The 17,248-nt window shown below is 68.5% G+C and carries 18 protein-coding genes and 1 pseudogene; 11 read left to right on the top strand and 8 right to left on the bottom strand.

The features are described 5' to 3' along the window. From VGP60_RS36285 to purH, 5 genes and pseudogenes are all read left to right on the top strand, one after another. Window positions 1-162: pseudogene (locus VGP60_RS36285) on the top strand (succinate--CoA ligase subunit alpha); the annotation flags it as partial. 244 nt (window positions 163-406) lie between these two features. Continuing rightward, window positions 407-1,234 (top strand): DUF5336 domain-containing protein, encoded by an 828-nt coding sequence (locus VGP60_RS36290; RefSeq protein WP_327552726.1) that lies wholly within the window; start codon window positions 407-409, stop codon window positions 1,232-1,234. A 154-nt stretch (window positions 1,235-1,388) separates the two neighbouring features. Then, window positions 1,389-2,924 (top strand): DUF6350 family protein, encoded by a 1,536-nt coding sequence (locus tag VGP60_RS36295; protein ID WP_327552727.1) that lies wholly within the window; start codon window positions 1,389-1,391, stop codon window positions 2,922-2,924. Window positions 2,925-3,000: 76 nt separating this feature from the next. Next, complete coding sequence (purN, locus tag VGP60_RS36300) at window positions 3,001-3,624, top strand: phosphoribosylglycinamide formyltransferase (RefSeq protein WP_327552728.1); 624 nt, start codon at window positions 3,001-3,003, stop codon at window positions 3,622-3,624. Further along, window positions 3,614-5,176, top strand: coding sequence for a bifunctional phosphoribosylaminoimidazolecarboxamide formyltransferase/IMP cyclohydrolase (purH, locus tag VGP60_RS36305; RefSeq protein ID WP_327552729.1), 1,563 nt, complete (start codon window positions 3,614-3,616; stop codon window positions 5,174-5,176). Before purN ends, purH begins: the two co-directional genes overlap by 11 nt. Before the next feature lie 120 nt (window positions 5,177-5,296). Here the strand turns inward: purH and VGP60_RS36310 are convergent, their stop codons facing one another. Continuing rightward, window positions 5,297-5,779, bottom strand: a complete 483-nt coding sequence (locus tag VGP60_RS36310; protein WP_327552730.1) for an NUDIX domain-containing protein — start codon at window positions 5,777-5,779, stop codon at window positions 5,297-5,299. 136 nt (window positions 5,780-5,915) lie between these two features. Between VGP60_RS36310 and VGP60_RS36315 the strand changes: the two genes are divergently transcribed. After that, on the top strand, window positions 5,916-6,560 hold the full coding sequence (locus VGP60_RS36315) for a GNAT family N-acetyltransferase (RefSeq protein WP_327552731.1): 645 nt from the start codon (window positions 5,916-5,918) through the stop codon (window positions 6,558-6,560). A 497-nt stretch (window positions 6,561-7,057) separates the two neighbouring features. Here VGP60_RS36315 and VGP60_RS36320 read toward each other — a convergent pair whose 3' ends face one another. The 6 genes from VGP60_RS36320 to VGP60_RS36345 all read right to left on the bottom strand — a co-directional run bounded on the left by VGP60_RS36320 (window position 7,058) and on the right by VGP60_RS36345 (window position 10,269). Then, window positions 7,058-7,639 carry an HD domain-containing protein gene (locus tag VGP60_RS36320; RefSeq protein WP_327552732.1) on the bottom strand — a complete coding sequence of 194 codons (582 nt, stop codon included), beginning with the start codon at window positions 7,637-7,639 and terminating at the stop codon, window positions 7,058-7,060. 13 nt (window positions 7,640-7,652) lie between these two features. Continuing rightward, complete coding sequence (locus VGP60_RS36325; RefSeq protein WP_327552733.1) at window positions 7,653-8,231, bottom strand: ATP-dependent Clp protease proteolytic subunit; 579 nt, start codon at window positions 8,229-8,231, stop codon at window positions 7,653-7,655. 47 nt (window positions 8,232-8,278) lie between these two features. Further along, on the bottom strand, window positions 8,279-8,782 hold the full coding sequence (locus VGP60_RS36330) for a Fic family protein (RefSeq protein ID WP_327552734.1): 504 nt from the start codon (window positions 8,780-8,782) through the stop codon (window positions 8,279-8,281). A 109-nt stretch (window positions 8,783-8,891) separates the two neighbouring features. Further along, the gene (locus tag VGP60_RS36335) at window positions 8,892-9,245 is read right to left on the bottom strand and encodes a hypothetical protein (RefSeq protein WP_327552735.1); all 354 of its coding nucleotides are present in this window, start codon (window positions 9,243-9,245) and stop codon (window positions 8,892-8,894) included. A gap of 16 nt (window positions 9,246-9,261) precedes the next feature. Beyond that, entirely contained in the window at window positions 9,262-9,441 is a 180-nt protein-coding gene (locus VGP60_RS36340) for a hypothetical protein (RefSeq protein ID WP_327552736.1), read from the bottom strand. 9 nt (window positions 9,442-9,450) lie between these two features. Beyond that, entirely contained in the window at window positions 9,451-10,269 is an 819-nt protein-coding gene (locus tag VGP60_RS36345) for a transglutaminase domain-containing protein (protein WP_327552737.1), read from the bottom strand. A 146-nt stretch (window positions 10,270-10,415) separates the two neighbouring features. Between VGP60_RS36345 and VGP60_RS36350 the strand changes: the two genes are divergently transcribed. The 5 genes from VGP60_RS36350 to VGP60_RS36370 all read left to right on the top strand — a co-directional run bounded on the left by VGP60_RS36350 (window position 10,416) and on the right by VGP60_RS36370 (window position 16,788). Continuing rightward, the gene (locus VGP60_RS36350; RefSeq protein ID WP_327552738.1) at window positions 10,416-11,120 is read left to right on the top strand and encodes a hypothetical protein; all 705 of its coding nucleotides are present in this window, start codon (window positions 10,416-10,418) and stop codon (window positions 11,118-11,120) included. Beyond that, window positions 11,117-12,706: a DNA polymerase Y family protein gene (locus VGP60_RS36355; protein WP_327552739.1), complete on the top strand. Its 1,590-nt coding sequence runs from the start codon at window positions 11,117-11,119 to the stop codon at window positions 12,704-12,706. The genes VGP60_RS36350 and VGP60_RS36355 overlap by 4 nt, the downstream gene beginning before the upstream one ends. After that, window positions 12,703-12,858 (top strand): hypothetical protein, encoded by a 156-nt coding sequence (locus tag VGP60_RS36360; RefSeq protein WP_327552740.1) that lies wholly within the window; start codon window positions 12,703-12,705, stop codon window positions 12,856-12,858. The genes VGP60_RS36355 and VGP60_RS36360 overlap by 4 nt, the downstream gene beginning before the upstream one ends. Further along, complete coding sequence (locus tag VGP60_RS36365) at window positions 12,859-16,203, top strand: error-prone DNA polymerase (RefSeq protein WP_327552741.1); 3,345 nt, start codon at window positions 12,859-12,861, stop codon at window positions 16,201-16,203. It abuts the gene before it with no gap. Between the two features lie 81 nt (window positions 16,204-16,284). Continuing rightward, window positions 16,285-16,788 carry a hemerythrin domain-containing protein gene (locus VGP60_RS36370; protein ID WP_327552742.1) on the top strand — a complete coding sequence of 168 codons (504 nt, stop codon included), beginning with the start codon at window positions 16,285-16,287 and terminating at the stop codon, window positions 16,786-16,788. On the opposite strand, the gene VGP60_RS36375 is transcribed toward VGP60_RS36370, so the two are convergent. Beyond that, the gene (locus VGP60_RS36375; protein ID WP_327552743.1) at window positions 16,785-17,141 is read right to left on the bottom strand and encodes an ArsR/SmtB family transcription factor; all 357 of its coding nucleotides are present in this window, start codon (window positions 17,139-17,141) and stop codon (window positions 16,785-16,787) included. The genes VGP60_RS36370 and VGP60_RS36375 overlap by 4 nt on opposite strands. Window positions 17,142-17,248: the final 107 nt, after the last annotated feature.

The raw sequence follows: 17,248 nt of genomic DNA on the forward strand, positions 1-17,248 counted from the left end.
CCGGAGGGCAAGACCATGGGCCACGCCGGCGCCATCGTGTCGGGTTCCTCGGGCACGGCCGCCGCGAAGCAGGAGGCCCTCGAGGCCGCCGGCGTCAAGGTCGGCAAGACCCCGAGCGCCACCGCCGAACTGGCCCGCGAGCTGTACAACAGCCTGCACTAGTTCGCCGTAAGGCACCGAAGAGCCGGACATCGATCTTTCGATGTCCGGCTCTTTCTTTGACGACCCCGTACGACCCACGACACATTCCGCCGGAAAACGGAACCGGGTGCGGCGTTCATCCGTCCGATACCCAAGGCGGCGCTTGTCCGTCTGTGCGCTAGCGTTCCATCATCACAAGGCGCCTCGTTTGTCCCGGGTGTCCCGCGTGCTCCCGGGGTGCCGGTCAACGACAGGAGAGCATCGGATGACCTTCCCTAGCGGCGGGCCTGGCTACCCCCAGCAGGGTGGCTCCCAGCAGCCCTACCAGCCGGCGCCCGGCACGGGATCCTTCCCACCGGTGCCCCCGCCCCCGGCCGCCCCCAGCGGTTCGGCGGGCTCCCCGAACCTGCCGCTGCTGCTCGCGCTCGGCGTCGCGGCACTGGGCCTGATCCAGTACTTCCTCGGCTTCTCGGACGAAGCGGGCGGTGTCGGCGGCTCGACCACGTTCTTCCTGGTCGGTGGTCTGCTGGCCGGGCTGCACGTCCTGCCCAACGGCCCGAAGGCGCTGCCGTTCGCGGCGCTGTTCAGCGTGCTCGGCGCGTTCGACGTGATCGACACCGTGATCGGCATCTCGTCGGACGCCAGCACCCCCGGCATCGTCGTCGTGGTGCTGATCCTGGGCATCGTGCAGATGGCGGTCGCGGTCGGTTCGTTGCTGCTCGCGCACGGCGTCGTCAAGCTGCCCGCGGCGAAGCCGTCGGCGCCGCAGAACCCGTACGGCCAGCAGTTCGGCCAGGGCGGCCCGCAGCAGCAGTACGGCCAGCAGCCGCCGCGGTTCGGCCAGCAGCCGGGCCAGAGCGGTCAGCCGGGTCCGGGTCAGCCCGGTCCGGGTCAGCAGGGCGGCCAGCCCGGGCAGGGCCAGTCCGACCAGCCGACGACGTACTCGCCGCCGGTCACCCCGAATCCGCCGCAGCAGTCCACGACCTACGCCCCGCAGCAGGGCCAGTTCTTCCAGCAGCCGGGTTCGTCGCCTGAAGGCGGCCAGCAGCAGTCGCCGGGCACGCCGCCCGGTGGTTTCGGCCAGCAGAGCTGATCTTCGAAACAGGAACACCCCGTGGTGACGCAAAGTCGCCATGGGGTGTTTTTTCTGTCACGGACAACCCGTCCGGGTGGGTGTGACCTGTGAGGCAAGGTTTGGGCGGCGTGGCTCACCGCGACGGCCGCGGCCGGATGCGAGGGTGCAGATCATGGACCTGCTCACGCCCTCGGCGCTCCCGCCGGGCGACGAGCGATTGAGCGATCCGGAGCCCGGTTTCGACCTTTCGCGCGCCACCCGGGTCCGGGTGCTGCTCGCCGCCGCGCTCGGGCCGCTGATCACCGGCTACGCGCTGGTGGCGGCGGTGTTCGCGCTGGTCACCGTCACCGCGGACCGGACCCGGTTCTCGACGCTGAGCGTGCTGGCCTCGGCCGGGCCGGGCTGGCTCGCCGCCCATCAGGTGCCGCTCGACATCACCGGTCACCGGCTCGGGATGCTGCCGCTGCTGCCCGCCATCGGCGTGGCCGTGCTCATCGCCCGTACGGCGGCCGGTGCCGCGCAGCGTCTCGGCCTGCACGAGCCGCGGCAGGCGATCGCCGTCGTCGCCGTCTTGACCGGCGCGCACGCCTTGTTCGGCCTGGTCATCGCCTTGATTTCGCGAGGTGGGGTCTTTGAGGCCGAGGCGGTCACCGCGTTCTTCGTACCCGGTCTCTTCGCCGCGCTGGCCGCCACAGCCGGGCTCGCGAAGCGCGCCGGCCTGATCAGTGCCGCCCAGGACTATCTCGACCCGCTCGCCCTGCGTGGGATCCGTGCCGGGGTGCTCGGCCTGGCCGGGCTGCTGGCCAGCGGTGCCGTGGTCTTCACGCTGAGCTTGGCGCTGTCGACGTCCACCCTGCGTGAGCTGTACGAGCCGGGGTTCGGCACGAGCTTCGGGCTCTTCCTGCTCTCCCTCGGCTATCTGCCCAACGCGATCGTCGCCGGTCTGTCGTTCGCGGCGGGGCCGGGATTTTCGATGGGCACGGTCACGGTCGGCCCGCTCGATTTCTCCGGCGGTTCGGTGCCCGGCGTGCCGCTGCTCGCGGGCATTCCCGATCATCGCGCGGCCTGGTGGCCGGTGCTGGTGCTCCTGCCTGCCGCGGTCGGTGTGCTGGTCGGCTGGTCGGTGCGCAACGTCGACGCCGAACCGGTCGCCCGGCTGCGGACGGTCGGTGTCGCGGGCGCGATCGTCGGCTTCGGCTGCGTGGTGCTGGGCACTCTCGCCGGTGGACAGCTCGGCGACGGGCCCTTCGACCCGGTCAGCGTGCCGGTGGGGGTCGCGTCGGTCGTCGCGTTCTGCTGGATCGTGATCCCGGGCGGGATGGTCGCCTTCTTCGCCGGGCCGCACGAGCCGCCCGCGCCGCCTGACGAGACCGCCGAAGGGGCCTTCGCCGAAGCAGACGACTCCGAGGAGACGGAAGCCGACGAGACTGAAGGCACGGAACTCGAAGACGGCGAAGCCGAGGACAGCGAGCTCACGGACGAACTCACGGACGATGCCGCCGACGAACTCGTGGACGACGAGCTGTCGGACGATGAAGAGATCGAACTCGACGAAGAGTTGCTTCACGATGACGTTGTGGCGCTTGAAGAATCCGACGAGTTCGAGTCCGAAGTGGACGTCGCCGGGCCCGAGCCGGCGGCCGGCGCCGATGTGACCGAATCCACCGCGGGGTCCGTCGCCGAAAGCGAGCCGGAGCCCGACCGTTAGGGTTAAGTACGACCAGGTGAATCGCTGTGCGTCCGAGCACGCACGCCCCGCCAAGGAGTTAGTTCTGGCCAGTCGCTTGGACCTGCCCATCCCGGCGAAGGTCGTCGTGCTCGCGTCCGGCTCCGGCACGTTGCTGCAAGCCGTGCTCGACGCGACCCAGCAGCCGAACTACCCGGCGAAGGTCGTGGCTGTCGGCACGGACCGCAACGGCGTCGAGGCGCTGTCGCGGGCCGAACGCGCGGGCCTCCCGAGCTTCTCAGTGCGCGTCGCCGACCACGCCGACCGGGCCGCGTGGGACAAGGCGCTGACCCAGGCCGTCACCGCGTATCGGCCTGACCTGGTGGTTTCCGCGGGGTTCATGAAGATCCTCGGTCCGGACTTTCTCGGCGCGTTCCCCAATCGGGTGATCAACACCCATCCGGCGCTGCTCCCGTCGTTCCCCGGCATGCACGCCGTCGCCGACGCGCTGAAGCTCGGCGTGAAGGTCACCGGTTCGACGGTGCACTTCGTGGACGCGGGCATGGACAGCGGGCCGATCATCGCGCAGGAAGCCGTCGTCGTCGAAGCCGATGACGATGAAGCCGTTCTCCACGAGCGCATCAAGGCCGTCGAACGGCGGCTGCTGGTGGAAACGATCGAAAGACTTGGCCGTGGTGGCTGCACAGTCGATGGACGAAAGGTGATTTTTCGTGAGCACTAAGGATGAGCTGCGTCCGGTTCGGCGTGCCCTGATCGGCGTCTCGGACAAGGCCGGTCTGATCGAGCTCGCGACGGGGCTGCACGCCGCCGGGGTGGAGATCGTCTCGACCGGGGGCACCGCCAAGGCGATCGCCGACGCGGGTGTGCCGGTGACGCCGGTCGAAGAGGTGACCGGGTTCCCCGAGTCGCTCGACGGCCGCGTGAAGACGCTGCACCCCGGGGTGCACGCGGGCTTGCTCGCCGACATGGACCGGCCCGACCACGTCGAGCAGCTGAAGCAGCTCGGCATCGCGCCGTTCGACCTGCTGGTGGTCAACCTGTACCCGTTCACCCAGACCGTCGCTTCGGGCGCGAGCCCCGAGGACTGTGTCGAGAACATCGACATCGGCGGCCCGGCGATGGTGCGTGCCGCCGCGAAGAACCACGGCTGTGTGGCCGTCGTTGTCGACCCTTCGCGTTATGGCTGGGTTCTCGAGCGCGTCGCCGAGGGCGGTTTCGGTCTGCACGACCGCAAGCGCCTCGCCGCGCAGGCCTACGCGCACACGGCCGCCTACGACACCGCGGTCGCTTCGTGGTTCGCGAACTCCTACGCGCCCGCCGACGACTCCGGCTTCCCCGACTTCACCGGTGCGACCTGGGAGCGCGGGGAAATCCTGCGCTACGGCGAAAACCCGCACCAGCAGGCCGCGCTGTACAAGCACTGGCGCGGTGGCCTCGCGCACGCCGAGCAGCTGCACGGCAAGGCCATGTCGTACAACAACTACGTCGACACCGACGCCGCCCGCCGCGCCGCGTACGACTTCGCCGCGCCGACCGTCGCGATCATCAAGCACGCCAACCCGTGTGGCATCGCGGCCGGCGTCGACATCGCCGAGGCGCACCGCAAGGCGCACGCGTGTGACCCCGTTTCCGCGTTCGGCGGCGTCATCGCCACCAACCAGACCGTGACGCTCGCGGCCGCCGAGCAGATCGCGGAGGTGTTCACCGAGGTCGTGCTCGCCCCGGACTTCGACGCCGACGCGCTGGACGTGCTGACCCGCAAGAAGAACATCCGGCTGCTGAAGCTCGCGCCGCTGGAGAACCCGGACCCGATCGAGTTCCGGCCGATCTCCGGCGGGCTGCTCGTGCAGACCGTCGACACGATCGCCGCTGAGGGCGACAACCCGGCGAACTGGACCCTGGCGACAGGGACGGCGGCCGACGAGGCGACGCTGGCGGACCTCGAGTTCGCGTGGCGCGCGGTGCGGGCGGTCAAGTCGAACGCGATCCTGCTGGTGGACGACCTGGCCACCGTCGGTGCCGGGATGGGCCAGGTGAACCGCGTCGACTCGTCGAGGCTCGCCGTGCAGCGTGCGGGCGACCGCGCGAAGGGCGCTGTCGCCGCGTCGGACGCGTTCTTCCCGTTCCCGGACGGCCTGCAGGTGCTGATCGACGCCGGTGTCCGCGCCGTCGTCCAGCCCGGTGGCTCCGTGCGCGACCCCGAGGTCATCGCCGCCGCCGAAGCCGCCGGTGTCACCCTCTACCTGACCGGCACCCGCCACTTCGCCCACTGACCGCAAGCGCCTTTCGCGGGCTAATCGCGCTCGTTAGCGTGCGCAAGTAATTCGACGGGGCCGGGGTGGCCGCTAGCCGCCCCGGCCTTCGTCTTACCCCGCTGGCTTGCGTTTCGCGGGCTAATCGCGCTCGTTAGGGGTTGCAAGTACTTCGGCGAGGCGGTCGAGAAACGGGCGCTGGCCTGCGACGAGCTTCTCGCGGGCCTGCTCGGGCTCGAACCAGCCGACGCGGTCGATTTCGGGGAACTCCTTCATGCGCCCGGAGCCTCTCGGCCACTCCATCTCGAACGTTCCCGGGACGACGGCGTCGGGATCGAGGTCGCCCTCCAGCGCCCAGGCCGTCACGACCTTGCCGCTGGACTGCTTGATTTCGCCGAGCTCGAGAAGCTCCCCCGCGGGGACCGGCAGTCCGAGCTCTTCCTGGAACTCCCGCCGGGCCGCGGCCTCGGGAGCCTCATCCGGCTCAAGCTCACCCTTCGGCACGGACCAGCCGCCCGCGTCCTTGCGTGCCCAAAACGGCCCGCCCATATGCCCGAGGAGCACCTCGACACCCGACTCGGACCTGCGGAACAACAAGATCCCGGCACTGCGTTTACCTGCCACCCGCCCATCCTGCCGTGCGGCAGGGCGCGGCGCGTGCTCGGATTCGGTAATGCGCAGCGCGGAACGAGCCCTTCATCAACGGACCGAGCTAGCCTGCGCGGCCGCAACCTACGCAGGACTTCCGGGGCGGTTCCGCGTGTTGGAGCAGGACGGCTTGCTGGCGGTGCTCGTCACGGATCCGGCGTTGAGCTTCTTGTCGACGGTGTCCGGTGTCGAGCCGGAGAACCTGGCCGCGGCGGTCGAACTCGTCGGTGATCCGGTCTGGGACGGCGTGCGTCCGGCGTTGATCGGCTCTTCCGAGCTGGAGCTGCCAGGTTTCACGCGGGTGGCCGATCGCGGGCTCGCCGTGCGGAGGCTCGGTGAGCACACCGCGTCGCCGGACGTGGAGGACGGCGATGCTGGTTTCGCGCGGATCCTGCTGGCAGGTTACGAGGTCGAAGGCACGGTCGCGGCGTTCATCGAAGCCGAACATCGGAGTCCTGAGGTGCGGCGGTTCCTGCTGCTCGAGCACGACGTCCCGATCGCGGCGGCGGCCATGACCGTCCACGGCGATGTCGCTGTGCTCGGCGGCGCCTCGACGTTGCGCGCTCACCGAGGCAAGGGCGCTCAGCCTCGATTGCTCGGACATCGGCTCCGGATGGCCGCTGACGCGGGTTGCGCGCTGGCCGTCGCGACTGCCATCCCCGGCTCGCTGAGTGCGGCCAACCTGACGCGAGCCGGTTTCACCTTTCACCTCCGCCCAACCTGGCTCCCACCTGCGCAAGGACGTTTAGCCCGCTAAACGCGCTCGGCGGGGCGGGCGGCGGCGCGGATTTCGAAGACGATGAACTGGGCGTTCAGATGTGCGTGGTCGCCGTCGATCTTCGGGAGGAAGGGACCCTTCATAGCGTTCCGGCGGTCAGGCGCGTGGGGGTCGTGAGTGTTTACGAGTGTTAGAACACTCGTTGCCACTCACGACCCTCACCTGACCAGCGGAAGTATCCGGCAGGATCGTCGCCGGGAACGCGGTGACGGCCACCTTGAGCGGCTCCGAGTTCCACAAGGTGGCCGTCACGACATCGGGAGACAAGCCGGAGCGCACTTTCTCGCCACAGTGCCGGAGCTTCGCTCTCCAGCCACGCCACGTTTGCCTTTCAATAAAGCAGGATCGTTCCGGCAAGTGCACTTCGGCCGGGCGGCGGACAAGCTGGGCATCGCGCAGCCGCCGCTGTCACGACTGCGGACAGTCACACTCACGTCCTTTGTGGACACAGCGGCGAGCGTCGCGGCCGAAGCGTCTCAGGCGCTGACGGGGTAGCTCGCTTGGAAGGCGAGTCTGCGGTCGGCGTCCGCCGCGATCCGGTCGAGTTCGTCGTCCAGCGCCATGAACGTTTCCCATGACTCCTGCCCGCTCGCCGCGGCAAGGTGATCCACGACGAGTTGCTCCAACTCCGCGACCCGCTTGGCCTTCCAGATCCTGTCGGCGAGGCTGACCAGCAGATCCTCCACGTCGAGATCGGCACCCCAAGACGCGTGGCTACGTGCGAACCGAGCCAGGCGCCCGTCGATGCCTTGTGCCACAAGGAGTTCGTAACCTGCTTGCTCGTGAAGGGAGCCAGGGCCGGACAGCTCGGCGAGGTGGACCGTCTTGCCGATGTCGTGGGTGGCCGCGCCGAACAGCACGGCCGCCCGGTCGAATTCCACCGCCGGATGGTTCGCCGTCACCCACTCGGTCAGGTGCCAGGCCACCTCGTGAACCAAGCGCAGGTGCGCGGCGAGCCTGGGTGGCGCTTCCAGTTCTTCCAGCAGGGCCACGGCTCGATCCGGCAGCGGGCGCACGCCGGGATCGGCCAGGGCTCGGCGCAAGGAAACAGAAGTCACGCCGAAACAGTAGTCAGGCTTCGCCGACGATGTGGTCGACGAAGCCGTAGGCCAGTGCTTCGTCGGCGTCGAACCAGCGGTCGCGGTCCGCGTCGGTGGTGATCCGCTCCACGGACTGGCCGGTCTGCCGCGCGGTGATCTCCGCGATCCGGCGTTTCATCTTGCCGAACACCTCGGCCTGGATGGCGATGTCGGTGGCGGCACCGCCGATGCCCGCGGACGGCTGGTGCATCACGATCCGCGTGTTGGGCAGCAGGTGGCGTTTTCCCGGCGTACCCGAGGAAAGCAGAAACTGGCCCATGGACGCGACGAAGCCGAGGCCCCAGGTGGCCACGGCCGGTTTGACGAGCCGCATGGTGTCGTAGATGGCCATGCCCGCGGTCACCGAACCGCCCGGCGAGTTGATGTAGAAGGTGATGTCCTTGTCCGGGTCGTCGGCGGCCAGCAGCAGGAACTGCGCGATGAGCCGGTTCGCCACCTCATCGGTGACCTCCGTGCCGAGGAACACGATCCGGTCGTGCAGGAGCTGTTCGTAGACGGAGTCGTTGAGGGACAAGGCGTTCGGGGCCTGCATTTCGGGTGCCAGGGTCATGGTGCCGACGGTAGGGCGTGGAAGGCGGCGGGAGGGGCGTCGTTCGCTCAGGGCGTGGCCGGTTCGCTCCTGGCGATCACGGCGTTGGCCAAGACGGCGATCAGATGCGCCAGCGCGAAGGCTCCAGCCGCGTCGTCGGCGCGACGGACTGTCAGCAGGATCGGGGCGGCTTGGCCGAGCAAGACTTCTTCGCGAGCGAGGACGAAATAGAGCGCGAGCATCGCCGCGCGGGCGTTGCCGTCCGGGAACGGGTGGAAGAACGCCACGTCCAAATAGGCGCGGGCGGCTCGTGCGGCGAGCGGCAGTGGGCCGGCGCTCTGCGTAAGGCAGTGATCGAAAACCCGCGGCGTGTCCGGGTGCAGGCCGTACCGTTCGCGGCCGCGCTTGGCGAAAGCCGGGACGGTCCGGAAAACGAGTTGTTCTTCGCCGAGGACTTCGCGTTGCCATGACGACAAAAGCGCGAACGTGAGCGGCTCACGTCCCGCGGTCCGTACTTGCTCCAGCGCGGCGAGCAGACGGCGTGCGCGGTCGGGGTCTCGTTGCCGCACCATGGAATTGACGAAGTTGGCGACGCCGTCATGGTTATTGCCCGTTTTCCGAATCTCGGGCGCGCTCTCCCAGTCGACTTGGTCACGGATTTGAAGCCAGGTAAGCAGGTGATCAACCATTGGATCCGGTGGTCAAGGTCGTGGCCAGGTCCTTGGCTATGGCTTCGGTGATCGCCGGTTCCGGCTCGAGCCCGCTTTCGAATCGGCCACCGATGGCGTCGTCGATCAAAGCGCGGTGTTGAGCAGAGGGAATTCCGGCACGTTCCAGGAACCAGGACAGCACTCTTTCACAATGAAAGTGCCAGCCCGCCTCGCTTCGGGTTCGAATGGCGACGACGGTCACCAGTTGAGCCACCGCTCGTTCCCAGGCCGCGAGCTGGTCGTCAGGCGGGATCGGCAGGAAGCTGTCAAAGCGCTCGGCGAGCTCCTCCAGCCAGCCGCGCCATTCCAGCAACGCCTCACGCATCACCTCCAGCGTCTGCTCAGGGGTGCCGAACGAATCGTGTGGAGAAGTCCGGGCCGTAGACGTAGGGCGTCGGCGGCCTTAGCTGGGCGAGTGGCAAGCCCCGGATCACTCCCGCGACGGAATCGGGATCGAAGGGATGGGTCGCCGGATCGACATCGGCCCAGGACCAGGTTTGCGGACGTCCTTCATCAACCACGCAGGCAGCCTAGGTGAGCAGGGAATCCGGGGCGCGCAGGTCTTTGTGGGCATAGAGGGCGGACACGGCGGCCGGGTCGTCGGAGGCGCAGACCTCGGCGAGTTCGTCGAGGAGTTCGTCGTAGTCCGGGCCGGTTTTTCCGTCGTAGGCCTCGGTCATGCGGCCCCATTCATCCCATGGCAGGGATTCGACCTTGTTCAGGGCGGCGAGGTCCTTGACGGCGTTGCCGCGGATCTCGGCGGCTCCCCAGTTTTCGGTGCCGTGGACGCCGAAGGTGGAGTCGTCGATTTCTCCGCGCCGGAAGGCGATCCAGGCTTCGCCGCCGGTGAGGAATTCGCCGGGGCGCAGGTCGTGGGGGTGTTCCAGCACTGACTGGCCGAGGATTTCGGAGTCGACGCGGATCCAGCGGGAGTCGTCCCGGTACTCGGTGATCCAGTGGTCGAGGCCTTGGCCCGGCTGGAAGTACGTGGCGAAACCGCAGCGGACGCGCGCGGGGATGCCGCGGTGACGGAGGAGCGCGCAGCTCAGGACGGCGAAGTGGCGGCAGGTGCCTATCACTCGTTCGAGTGGTTCGCGTGGGGTGGTGAGCGGGGCCGGGTTCAGTGCGAGCAGGCGTTGGACCAACACCGAAGCGGGGCGGGTCTGGTTCTCGTCGAAGCGTTCGGGCGGTAGATCGGCCGCCGTCGCGTCGCCCGGCTGGATGACCAGGTCGTGGACGGGAAAGCAGATCTCCACCGGGGTGGTGGCGATCGGTTCGAGTGCCGCCGGGCTGACGCTGTCGAGGCGCGTGAACGGGCCAGGAGTGGCGTAGTCGAGGAGCGTTCCCATGGCGAAGATCGTAGGGTTGACATCCAAGTCGAACAAGTGTTCTATCTGAGGTATCGAACAGGCGTTCGAGAAACCGTCTTCCCCACGGTGACATTCGACGTCGTTCGCGCGGTGGCGCGGGTGGCGGTGATGGTGGAGGCGGACCGGTGACGGCTGGTGTGGTGGCGGACGCCCCGGTGGCTCGCTTGGCGTCGCTGCCGGGGGTGAGCACGGCGAGCGGGGTCGCGAAGACGGCCGAGCACGCTCAGGCGACGGGTGGGGTGCTTCCCGTTCTGCCTGAGCTGGCGGGTCTGTTTCCCACGACGGGGCTTCGGCGCGGGAGCACTGTCGCGGTCCTCGGGTCGACATCGCTGCTGCTCGCGTTGCTGGCGGGGGCCACGGCCAACGGGGCGTGGGCCGCGGTGGTCGGGGTGCCCGCGCTCGGGCTGGTCGCGGCGTCGGAGTTCGGGGTCGAAGTCGGCAGGCTCGCGTTGGTGCCCAAGCCGGGGGCCGATTTCGCCGCGGTGACGGCCGCGTTGCTGGAGGGGATAGACGTCGTCGCGGTCGGCGGTATCCAGGTGAATCCGCAGGTCGCCAGGCGGCTTTCGGCTCGGGCACGGCATCGGGGCGCGGTGCTGCTGTCGTTCGGGGGCTGGCCGGGGGCCGAGCTCGAACTGCGGTGTGAGCCGGGGGAGTGGGCCGGGCTCAAGCGTGGGCGTGGCCGGTTGCGGGCGCGTGACGTCGTGGTGCGGACGCAGGGGCGGGGCGCGTCCTCGCGGCCGCAGCGTGACGAGTTGCTGCTGCCCGGGCCGTCGGGAAAGACAGCGCGGCTGGAGCGGACCGTGCCGTTGCGGGCATTGGAGGTCGGATGAGCCTCCCAGTGCGCATGCTGGTTTTGTGGTGCCCGGACTGGCCAGCGGTCGCCGCCGGCGCGGCGGAAGGCGTGCCCGCGCATCTCCCGGCCGCGGTGTTTTCGGCGAACCGGGTCGTGGCGTGCACGGCTGTCGCCAGGTCCGCGGGGGTGCGGCGCGGGATGCGGCGGCGTGAGGCGCAGGCCAAGTGTCCCGAGCTGGCGGTGTTCGGTGAGGACGACGGCCGCGACGCCCGGCTTTTCGAGCCGGTCGCCGCCGCGGTGGAGGAGCTGATCGTCGGGGTCGAGGTGGTGCGACCCGGGGTGGTCGCGGTGCCGGTTTCCGGGGCGTCGGGGTACTTCGGCGGGGAGCATCGGCTGGTCGAGTTGCTGGTCGACCACGTCTCGAGCGCGGCGGGCGTGGAGTGTCAGGTCGGGGTGTCCGACGGGCTTTTCGCGGCGACGCTGGCCGCCCGCCGGTCCGAGCTGGTCGAAAAGGGCGAGGGCGCGGAGTTCCTCGCTCCGTTGAACATCGGCGAGCTGAACCAGCCGGGCTCGGAGCGCGGTGAGCTCGTGGATCTGTTGCACCGCTTGGGTTTGCGCACGATCGGCGCCTTCGCCGAGCTCACCGAGCGGGACGTCGCCTCCCGCTTTTCGCAAGACGGTGTGCTCGCGCATCGGCTGGCCAAGGGGCACTCCGAGCGTCCGCCGCTGCGCCGCAAACCGCCACCGGAGCTGTCGATCACCGAGTCGTTCGACCCCGCGCTCGACCGGGTCGACGCCGCCGCGTTCATGGCGAAGACCCTCGGCGTGAAATTCCACGCCGGGCTTTCCGGGCGGGGGCTCGCCTGCACACGGCTCGGGATCTACGCCGTCACGGAGAACGGTGACGAGCTGCGCCGGGTGTGGCGCTGCGCGGAACCCCTTACCCCGCAAGGTATCGCGGACCGCGTGCGCTGGCAGTTCGAGGGCTGGCTGAAGGCCGCGCCCGGGGGCAGGCCGACAGCCGGCGTCTCCCAGTTGCGGCTGGAGCCGGAGGAAACGGTCGAAGGCCGGTCCCTGCAACTCGGGTTGTGGCAGGGCGGATCCGGCGGGATGAGCGAGGAACACAGCCTCGCGGCCGAGCAGGCTGGCCGCGCGCTGGTCCGGGTGCAGGGCCTGCTCGGGCCGGAAAGCGTGTTCACCGCGCTGCTCGACGGCGGGCGCGGGCCCGGCGAACGGGTCCACCTGGTGCCATGGGGTGATCGGCGGGCCCTCTCGGCGCCGCCGGCCGCGCCGTGGCCGGGCCGGGTGCCCGCACCTTCGCCGTCGATCGTGCCCGAGCGGCCGATGCCCGCGCGGGTGGTGGACGCCGACGCCAGGGAGGTCGGCTTGACCCACCGGCGGGAGCTCACCGGGAAACCGGCCTGGGTGAGCTGGGACGGCGGCCCCGGGCGGCGGGTCGTGAACTGGGCGGGACCGTGGCCGGCGGACGTCCAGTGGTGGGTCAAGCCCGGGGTCAACAGCCGGATCCGCCTGCAGGTCCTGCTGGAGGACAACCTCGCGGTGCTGTTGCTCCGCGAGGGTGGCATAAATCCTTTGTGGACGGTTGAAGGGATATACGATTGAGCATGGACGAGGAGTACTCGCGCAATTTGTGGAAGTGGCTGGAGACGGAGGTTTCCCTGCCCCTGCAACGCGGAGTCGCCGACGCGCCCTGGGATTCCTTCGGTCCCCGGATTCCGCCGCCGAGGTCGGCGCCGGAGAACCGGGAGTACTAAGTGGGATACGACAATCCGCCGGTGCCGTGGAAGGAGCTCGAGCGGAAACTCTCCGGCGAGTCCCCGCCCGGCGACGGCAACGACAGCCCGGCGTGGGGGCGGCATCGCGACGGTTACTTCCGGCCGTCGGACCTCGAAGAACTGCGGGGTGACGACGACTGCGGTGGCACGGAACGGACGCCGTATGCCGAGCTGCACTGCCATTCCAACTTCAGTTTCCTCGACGGCGCGAGCCATCCCGAGGAGTTGGTGGAGGAGGCGGCGCGGCTGGGGCTGGACGCCATCGCGCTCACCGACCACGACGGCATGTACGGCGTGGTGCGGTTCGCCGAAGCGGCCAGGGATCTCGGCATCCGCACGGTGTTCGGCACCGAGCTGAGTTTCGGGCTTTCCGGGCCGCAGAACGGGATCGCCGATCCGGAGGGCGAGCATCTGCTCCTGCTCGCCAGGAAACAGGAGGGGTACTCGAGTCTCTGCCGGGCGATCACCCAAGGCCAGCTCCACGGTTACGACCAGGACCTGCCTCCGAAACAGCGGGCGGAAAAGGGAAGGCCGGTCTACGACATCGAGGCTGTCGCGAAGGAAGTCGCCGGGAAGTGTGTGGTCCTCACCGGCTGCCGCAAAGGCGCGGTGCGTAAGGCTTTGCTCTCCGGTGGTGAGGAAGCCGCTGCCGAACAGCTTCGCCGACTTGTCGACTTGTTCGGCCACGACGGGGTTTTCGTCGAGCTGACCGATCACGGGCTACCGACCGACACTGAGCACAACGACGCGTTGTGGGAGCTGGCCAAGAAATTCGACTTGCCCACGGTCGCCACCACGGCGGCGCATTACGCGACTCCGGACCGGGGACGGCTCGCGGCCGCGCTGGCGGCGATCAGGGCGCGGCGCGGTCTCGACGAAATGGAGGGCTGGTTGCCTTCGGCGGGGATGGCGTACCTGCGTTCCGGGGAGGAGATGTCGAGGCTCTTCGAGGACTATCCCGGTGCGGTGCAACGGGCCGCGTTGCTCGGCATGGAGTGTGCGTTCAAACTCCACCTGGTCGCCCCGGAGCTGCCGCCGTTCGAGGTCCCGGAAGGGGACGACGAGGTCAAGTACCTCCGGAAGCTGACCTACGCGGGGGCGGCCGTGCAATATCGGGATCACAGCAAGGAAGAACGGAAGCAGTCCTACGCCCAGCTCGCCCACGAACTGAAGATCATCGAAAAAATGCGCTTTCCCGGGTACTTCCTGATCGTCTCCGACATCGTGGAATTCTGCCGTCGCAGCAACATCCTTTGCCAGGGCCGGGGATCCGCGGCCAACTCGGCCGTCTGCTTCGCGCTGGGTATCACGAAGGTCGACTCGGTGCGGTGGAAACTGCTGTTCGAACGGTTCCTGGCCCCGGACCGGGACGGTTATCCGGACATCGATCTCGACATCGAATCGGATCGCCGCGAGGAAGTAATCCAGTACGTGTACAAAAAACACGGCAGGCTGCGCACCGCGCAAGTGGCGAACGTGATCACTTACCGGTCCCGTTCCGCGGTGCGTGACGCGGCGCGGGCGTTCGGTTATCCACCGGGTCAGCAGGACGCGTGGACCAAGCAGATCGACCGCTGGGGCGCGTTGCGGTCCACGGAAAAAGACCACGATCACGACATCCCGGAATCGGTTATCGGGCTGGCCGCCGCGCTGGAGGACTTTCCCCGGCACCTCGGCATCCACTCCGGCGGAATGGTCATCTGCAACCGGCCGGTGAGCGAGATCTGCCCGATCGAATGGGCGCGGATGGAGAACCGCAGTGTGCTGCAGTGGGAAAAGGACGACTGCGCGTCCGTCGGGCTGGTCAAGTTCGATCTGCTGGGGCTCGGCATGCTTTCCGCGCTGCACTACATGATCGACCTCGTGCGCGAGTACAAGGGCATCGAGATCGACCTGGCGAAGCTGAACCTCAAGGACGAAAAGGTCTACGAGATGCTGTGCCGGGCCGACGCGATCGGGGTGTTCCAGGTGGAAAGCCGGGCGCAGCTCGCGACCTTGCCCCGGTTGAAACCGGTGACCTTCTACGAGCTGGCCGTCGAAGTCGCCTTGATCCGGCCAGGCCCGATCCAAGGCGGCTCGGTGCATCCTTACATCCGCCGGAAAAGCGGCAAGGAGAAGTGGGAGCACGATCACCCGCTGCTGAAGAACGCGCTCGACAAGACCTTGGGCGTGCCGTTGTTCCAGGAACAGATGATGCAGATTTCCTTGGACATCGCGAATTTCACCGCCGCGGAGGCCGACGAACTGCGCCATGCCATGGGCTCCAAACGATCCGAAAAGAAGATGGAAGGGTTGCGGCAACGGTTCTTCGACGGCGCCGCGGCCAACGGCGTCACCCTGGAACTCACCGAGAAGATCTTCGAGAAGCTCAAGGCGTTCGCGAACTTCGGGTTCCCGGAGAGCCACGCGCTGAGCTTCGCCTATCTGGTGTTCGCGAGCGCCTTTTTCAAGCTGTACCACCCCGACGCGTTCTGTGCGGCGCTGCTGCGGGCGCAGCCGATGGGGTTCTACTCGCCGCAGTCGCTGGTCGCCGACGCGCGGCGGCACGACGTCACGGTGCTGGGCCCGGACGTGAACGCCAGCCTTCCGCACGCGACGCTGGAACCCTTGGAGGACAAGGAACACGCTGTCCGCATCGGACTCTCCGGGGTACGGATGATCGGGCAGCCGCTCGCGGAAAAGCTCGTGGCCGAGCGGGAAGAGAACGGTTCGTTCAGCGATATGGCCGACGTCGCCAGGCGGGTCCGGCTGACCACTCCGCAGGTGGAGGCGCTGGCGACAGCGGGAGCGTTCGGATCCTTCGGCCACGAGCGGCGGGAAGCGCTGTGGGCGGCGGGCGCGGTGGCCCAGGAGCGCCCGGAAAAACTGCCGGGCAGCACGGTCGGGGTGCACTCGCCTGCCCTGCCGGGCATGGACGAAGTGGATCTCGCGGTGGCGGACGTCTGGGCCACCGGGCTTTCACCGGACAGCTTCCCCACGCAGTTCATCCGTGAGCGTCTCGACGCGCTCGGCGTGGTCACCGCGGCCAGGCTGCTCGAGGTCGCGGACGGCAGCCGGGTGCTCGTCGGCGGCGCGGTGACGCATCGGCAGCGGCCCGCGACGGCCGGCGGGATCACGTTCCTCAACATCGAAGACGAGACGGGCATGGTCAACGTCATCTGCACGATGGGCCTGTGGCGGCGCTACCACCGGATCGCGCGGTCCAGTCCGGCGCTGCTGATCCGCGGCACGGTGGAGCGGACGGAAGGGGTGGTCAACATCCTGGCGGACCGGCTGCAGCACCTGCCGATGCGGATCACGGCGAAGTCCCGCGACTTCCACTGATATCCTCGTTCCAGCGTCGCGTGCACCCGGCAACAGGGCCCGCCGTGGGCATGGAGGCGCCGAACCAATGGGAAGAAACCCTTGGAGCACAACGAACCGTATGGCCGCGTCCGCGCCTTCGGAAATCAACTGATCGAAGTCCACATCTGGCTCCGCGAAGAGCTGGAACAACTCCGCGAAGACGTCGACGCCTATCTCGACGGCCACGGCGGCCTGCCGCGCAAGCTGCAGGCGCACTGCCTGACGTTCTGCTCGGCGGTGCATCGGCATCACACCGGCGAGGACGGCGGCGCGTTTCTCGTGCTGGCGGACCAGTTCCCGGAACTGCGGCCGGTGCTCGAAGAGCTGAAACGCGATCACAACATGGTGAGCTGGTTACTCGGCAACCTGCAGAAGCTGCTCAGCGACCTCGGGCCGGAGTCGGATCCGGCGTCGATCCGAGCCGAGCTGGACGGGCTTTCTTCGTTGCTGGAAACGCATTTCACCTATGAGGAACGGCAACTCGTCTCGGCGCTGAACGCGGTGAGCAGGCCGGACTGGGACGTGTCGAAGCCCGATTTCCTGCTGGTGCCCGAGCTGGATTAGGCCGTTACCGAATCGCTGACGAGCCCGACCTGGTGGCCGACGTCTTCGTTGTCGGCGGCTTCCAGTACGGCGTCCAGCAGGTGCGGGAAGCGGGTGGCGATGTCGTCGCGGCGGAGCCGGACGAAGCACCGGGTGCCCTCCTCGCGGGTGCGGGTGAGGCCCGCGGCGCGGAGCACCTTCAGGTGGTGGCTCAGCGTCGACTTCGCCACCGGCGCCCGCAGTTCGCCCCAGCCGCGTTCGACGTCGTCCGACAGCAGCCGGACGAGGCCCACGCGGATGGGGTCGCTGAGCGCGGCCATCACCTCGGTGAGTTTCAGCTGGTCGGTGTCGGGATGGACCTGCGGGTGCTTCATGGCTCCATAGTACGTCGTTCGGTGTTCTATGAACGTCGAACTGCGCCTAGCAAAGAAGGCCCTCGAAGCCCGCGGCCTGTGTCCGATGTGACACCCTGCCGACGTGG

Origin of the sequence: Amycolatopsis sp. (genome assembly GCF_036008905.1) — a bacterium.
In the GTDB taxonomy this organism is placed as follows: domain Bacteria; phylum Actinomycetota; class Actinomycetes; order Mycobacteriales; family Pseudonocardiaceae; genus Amycolatopsis.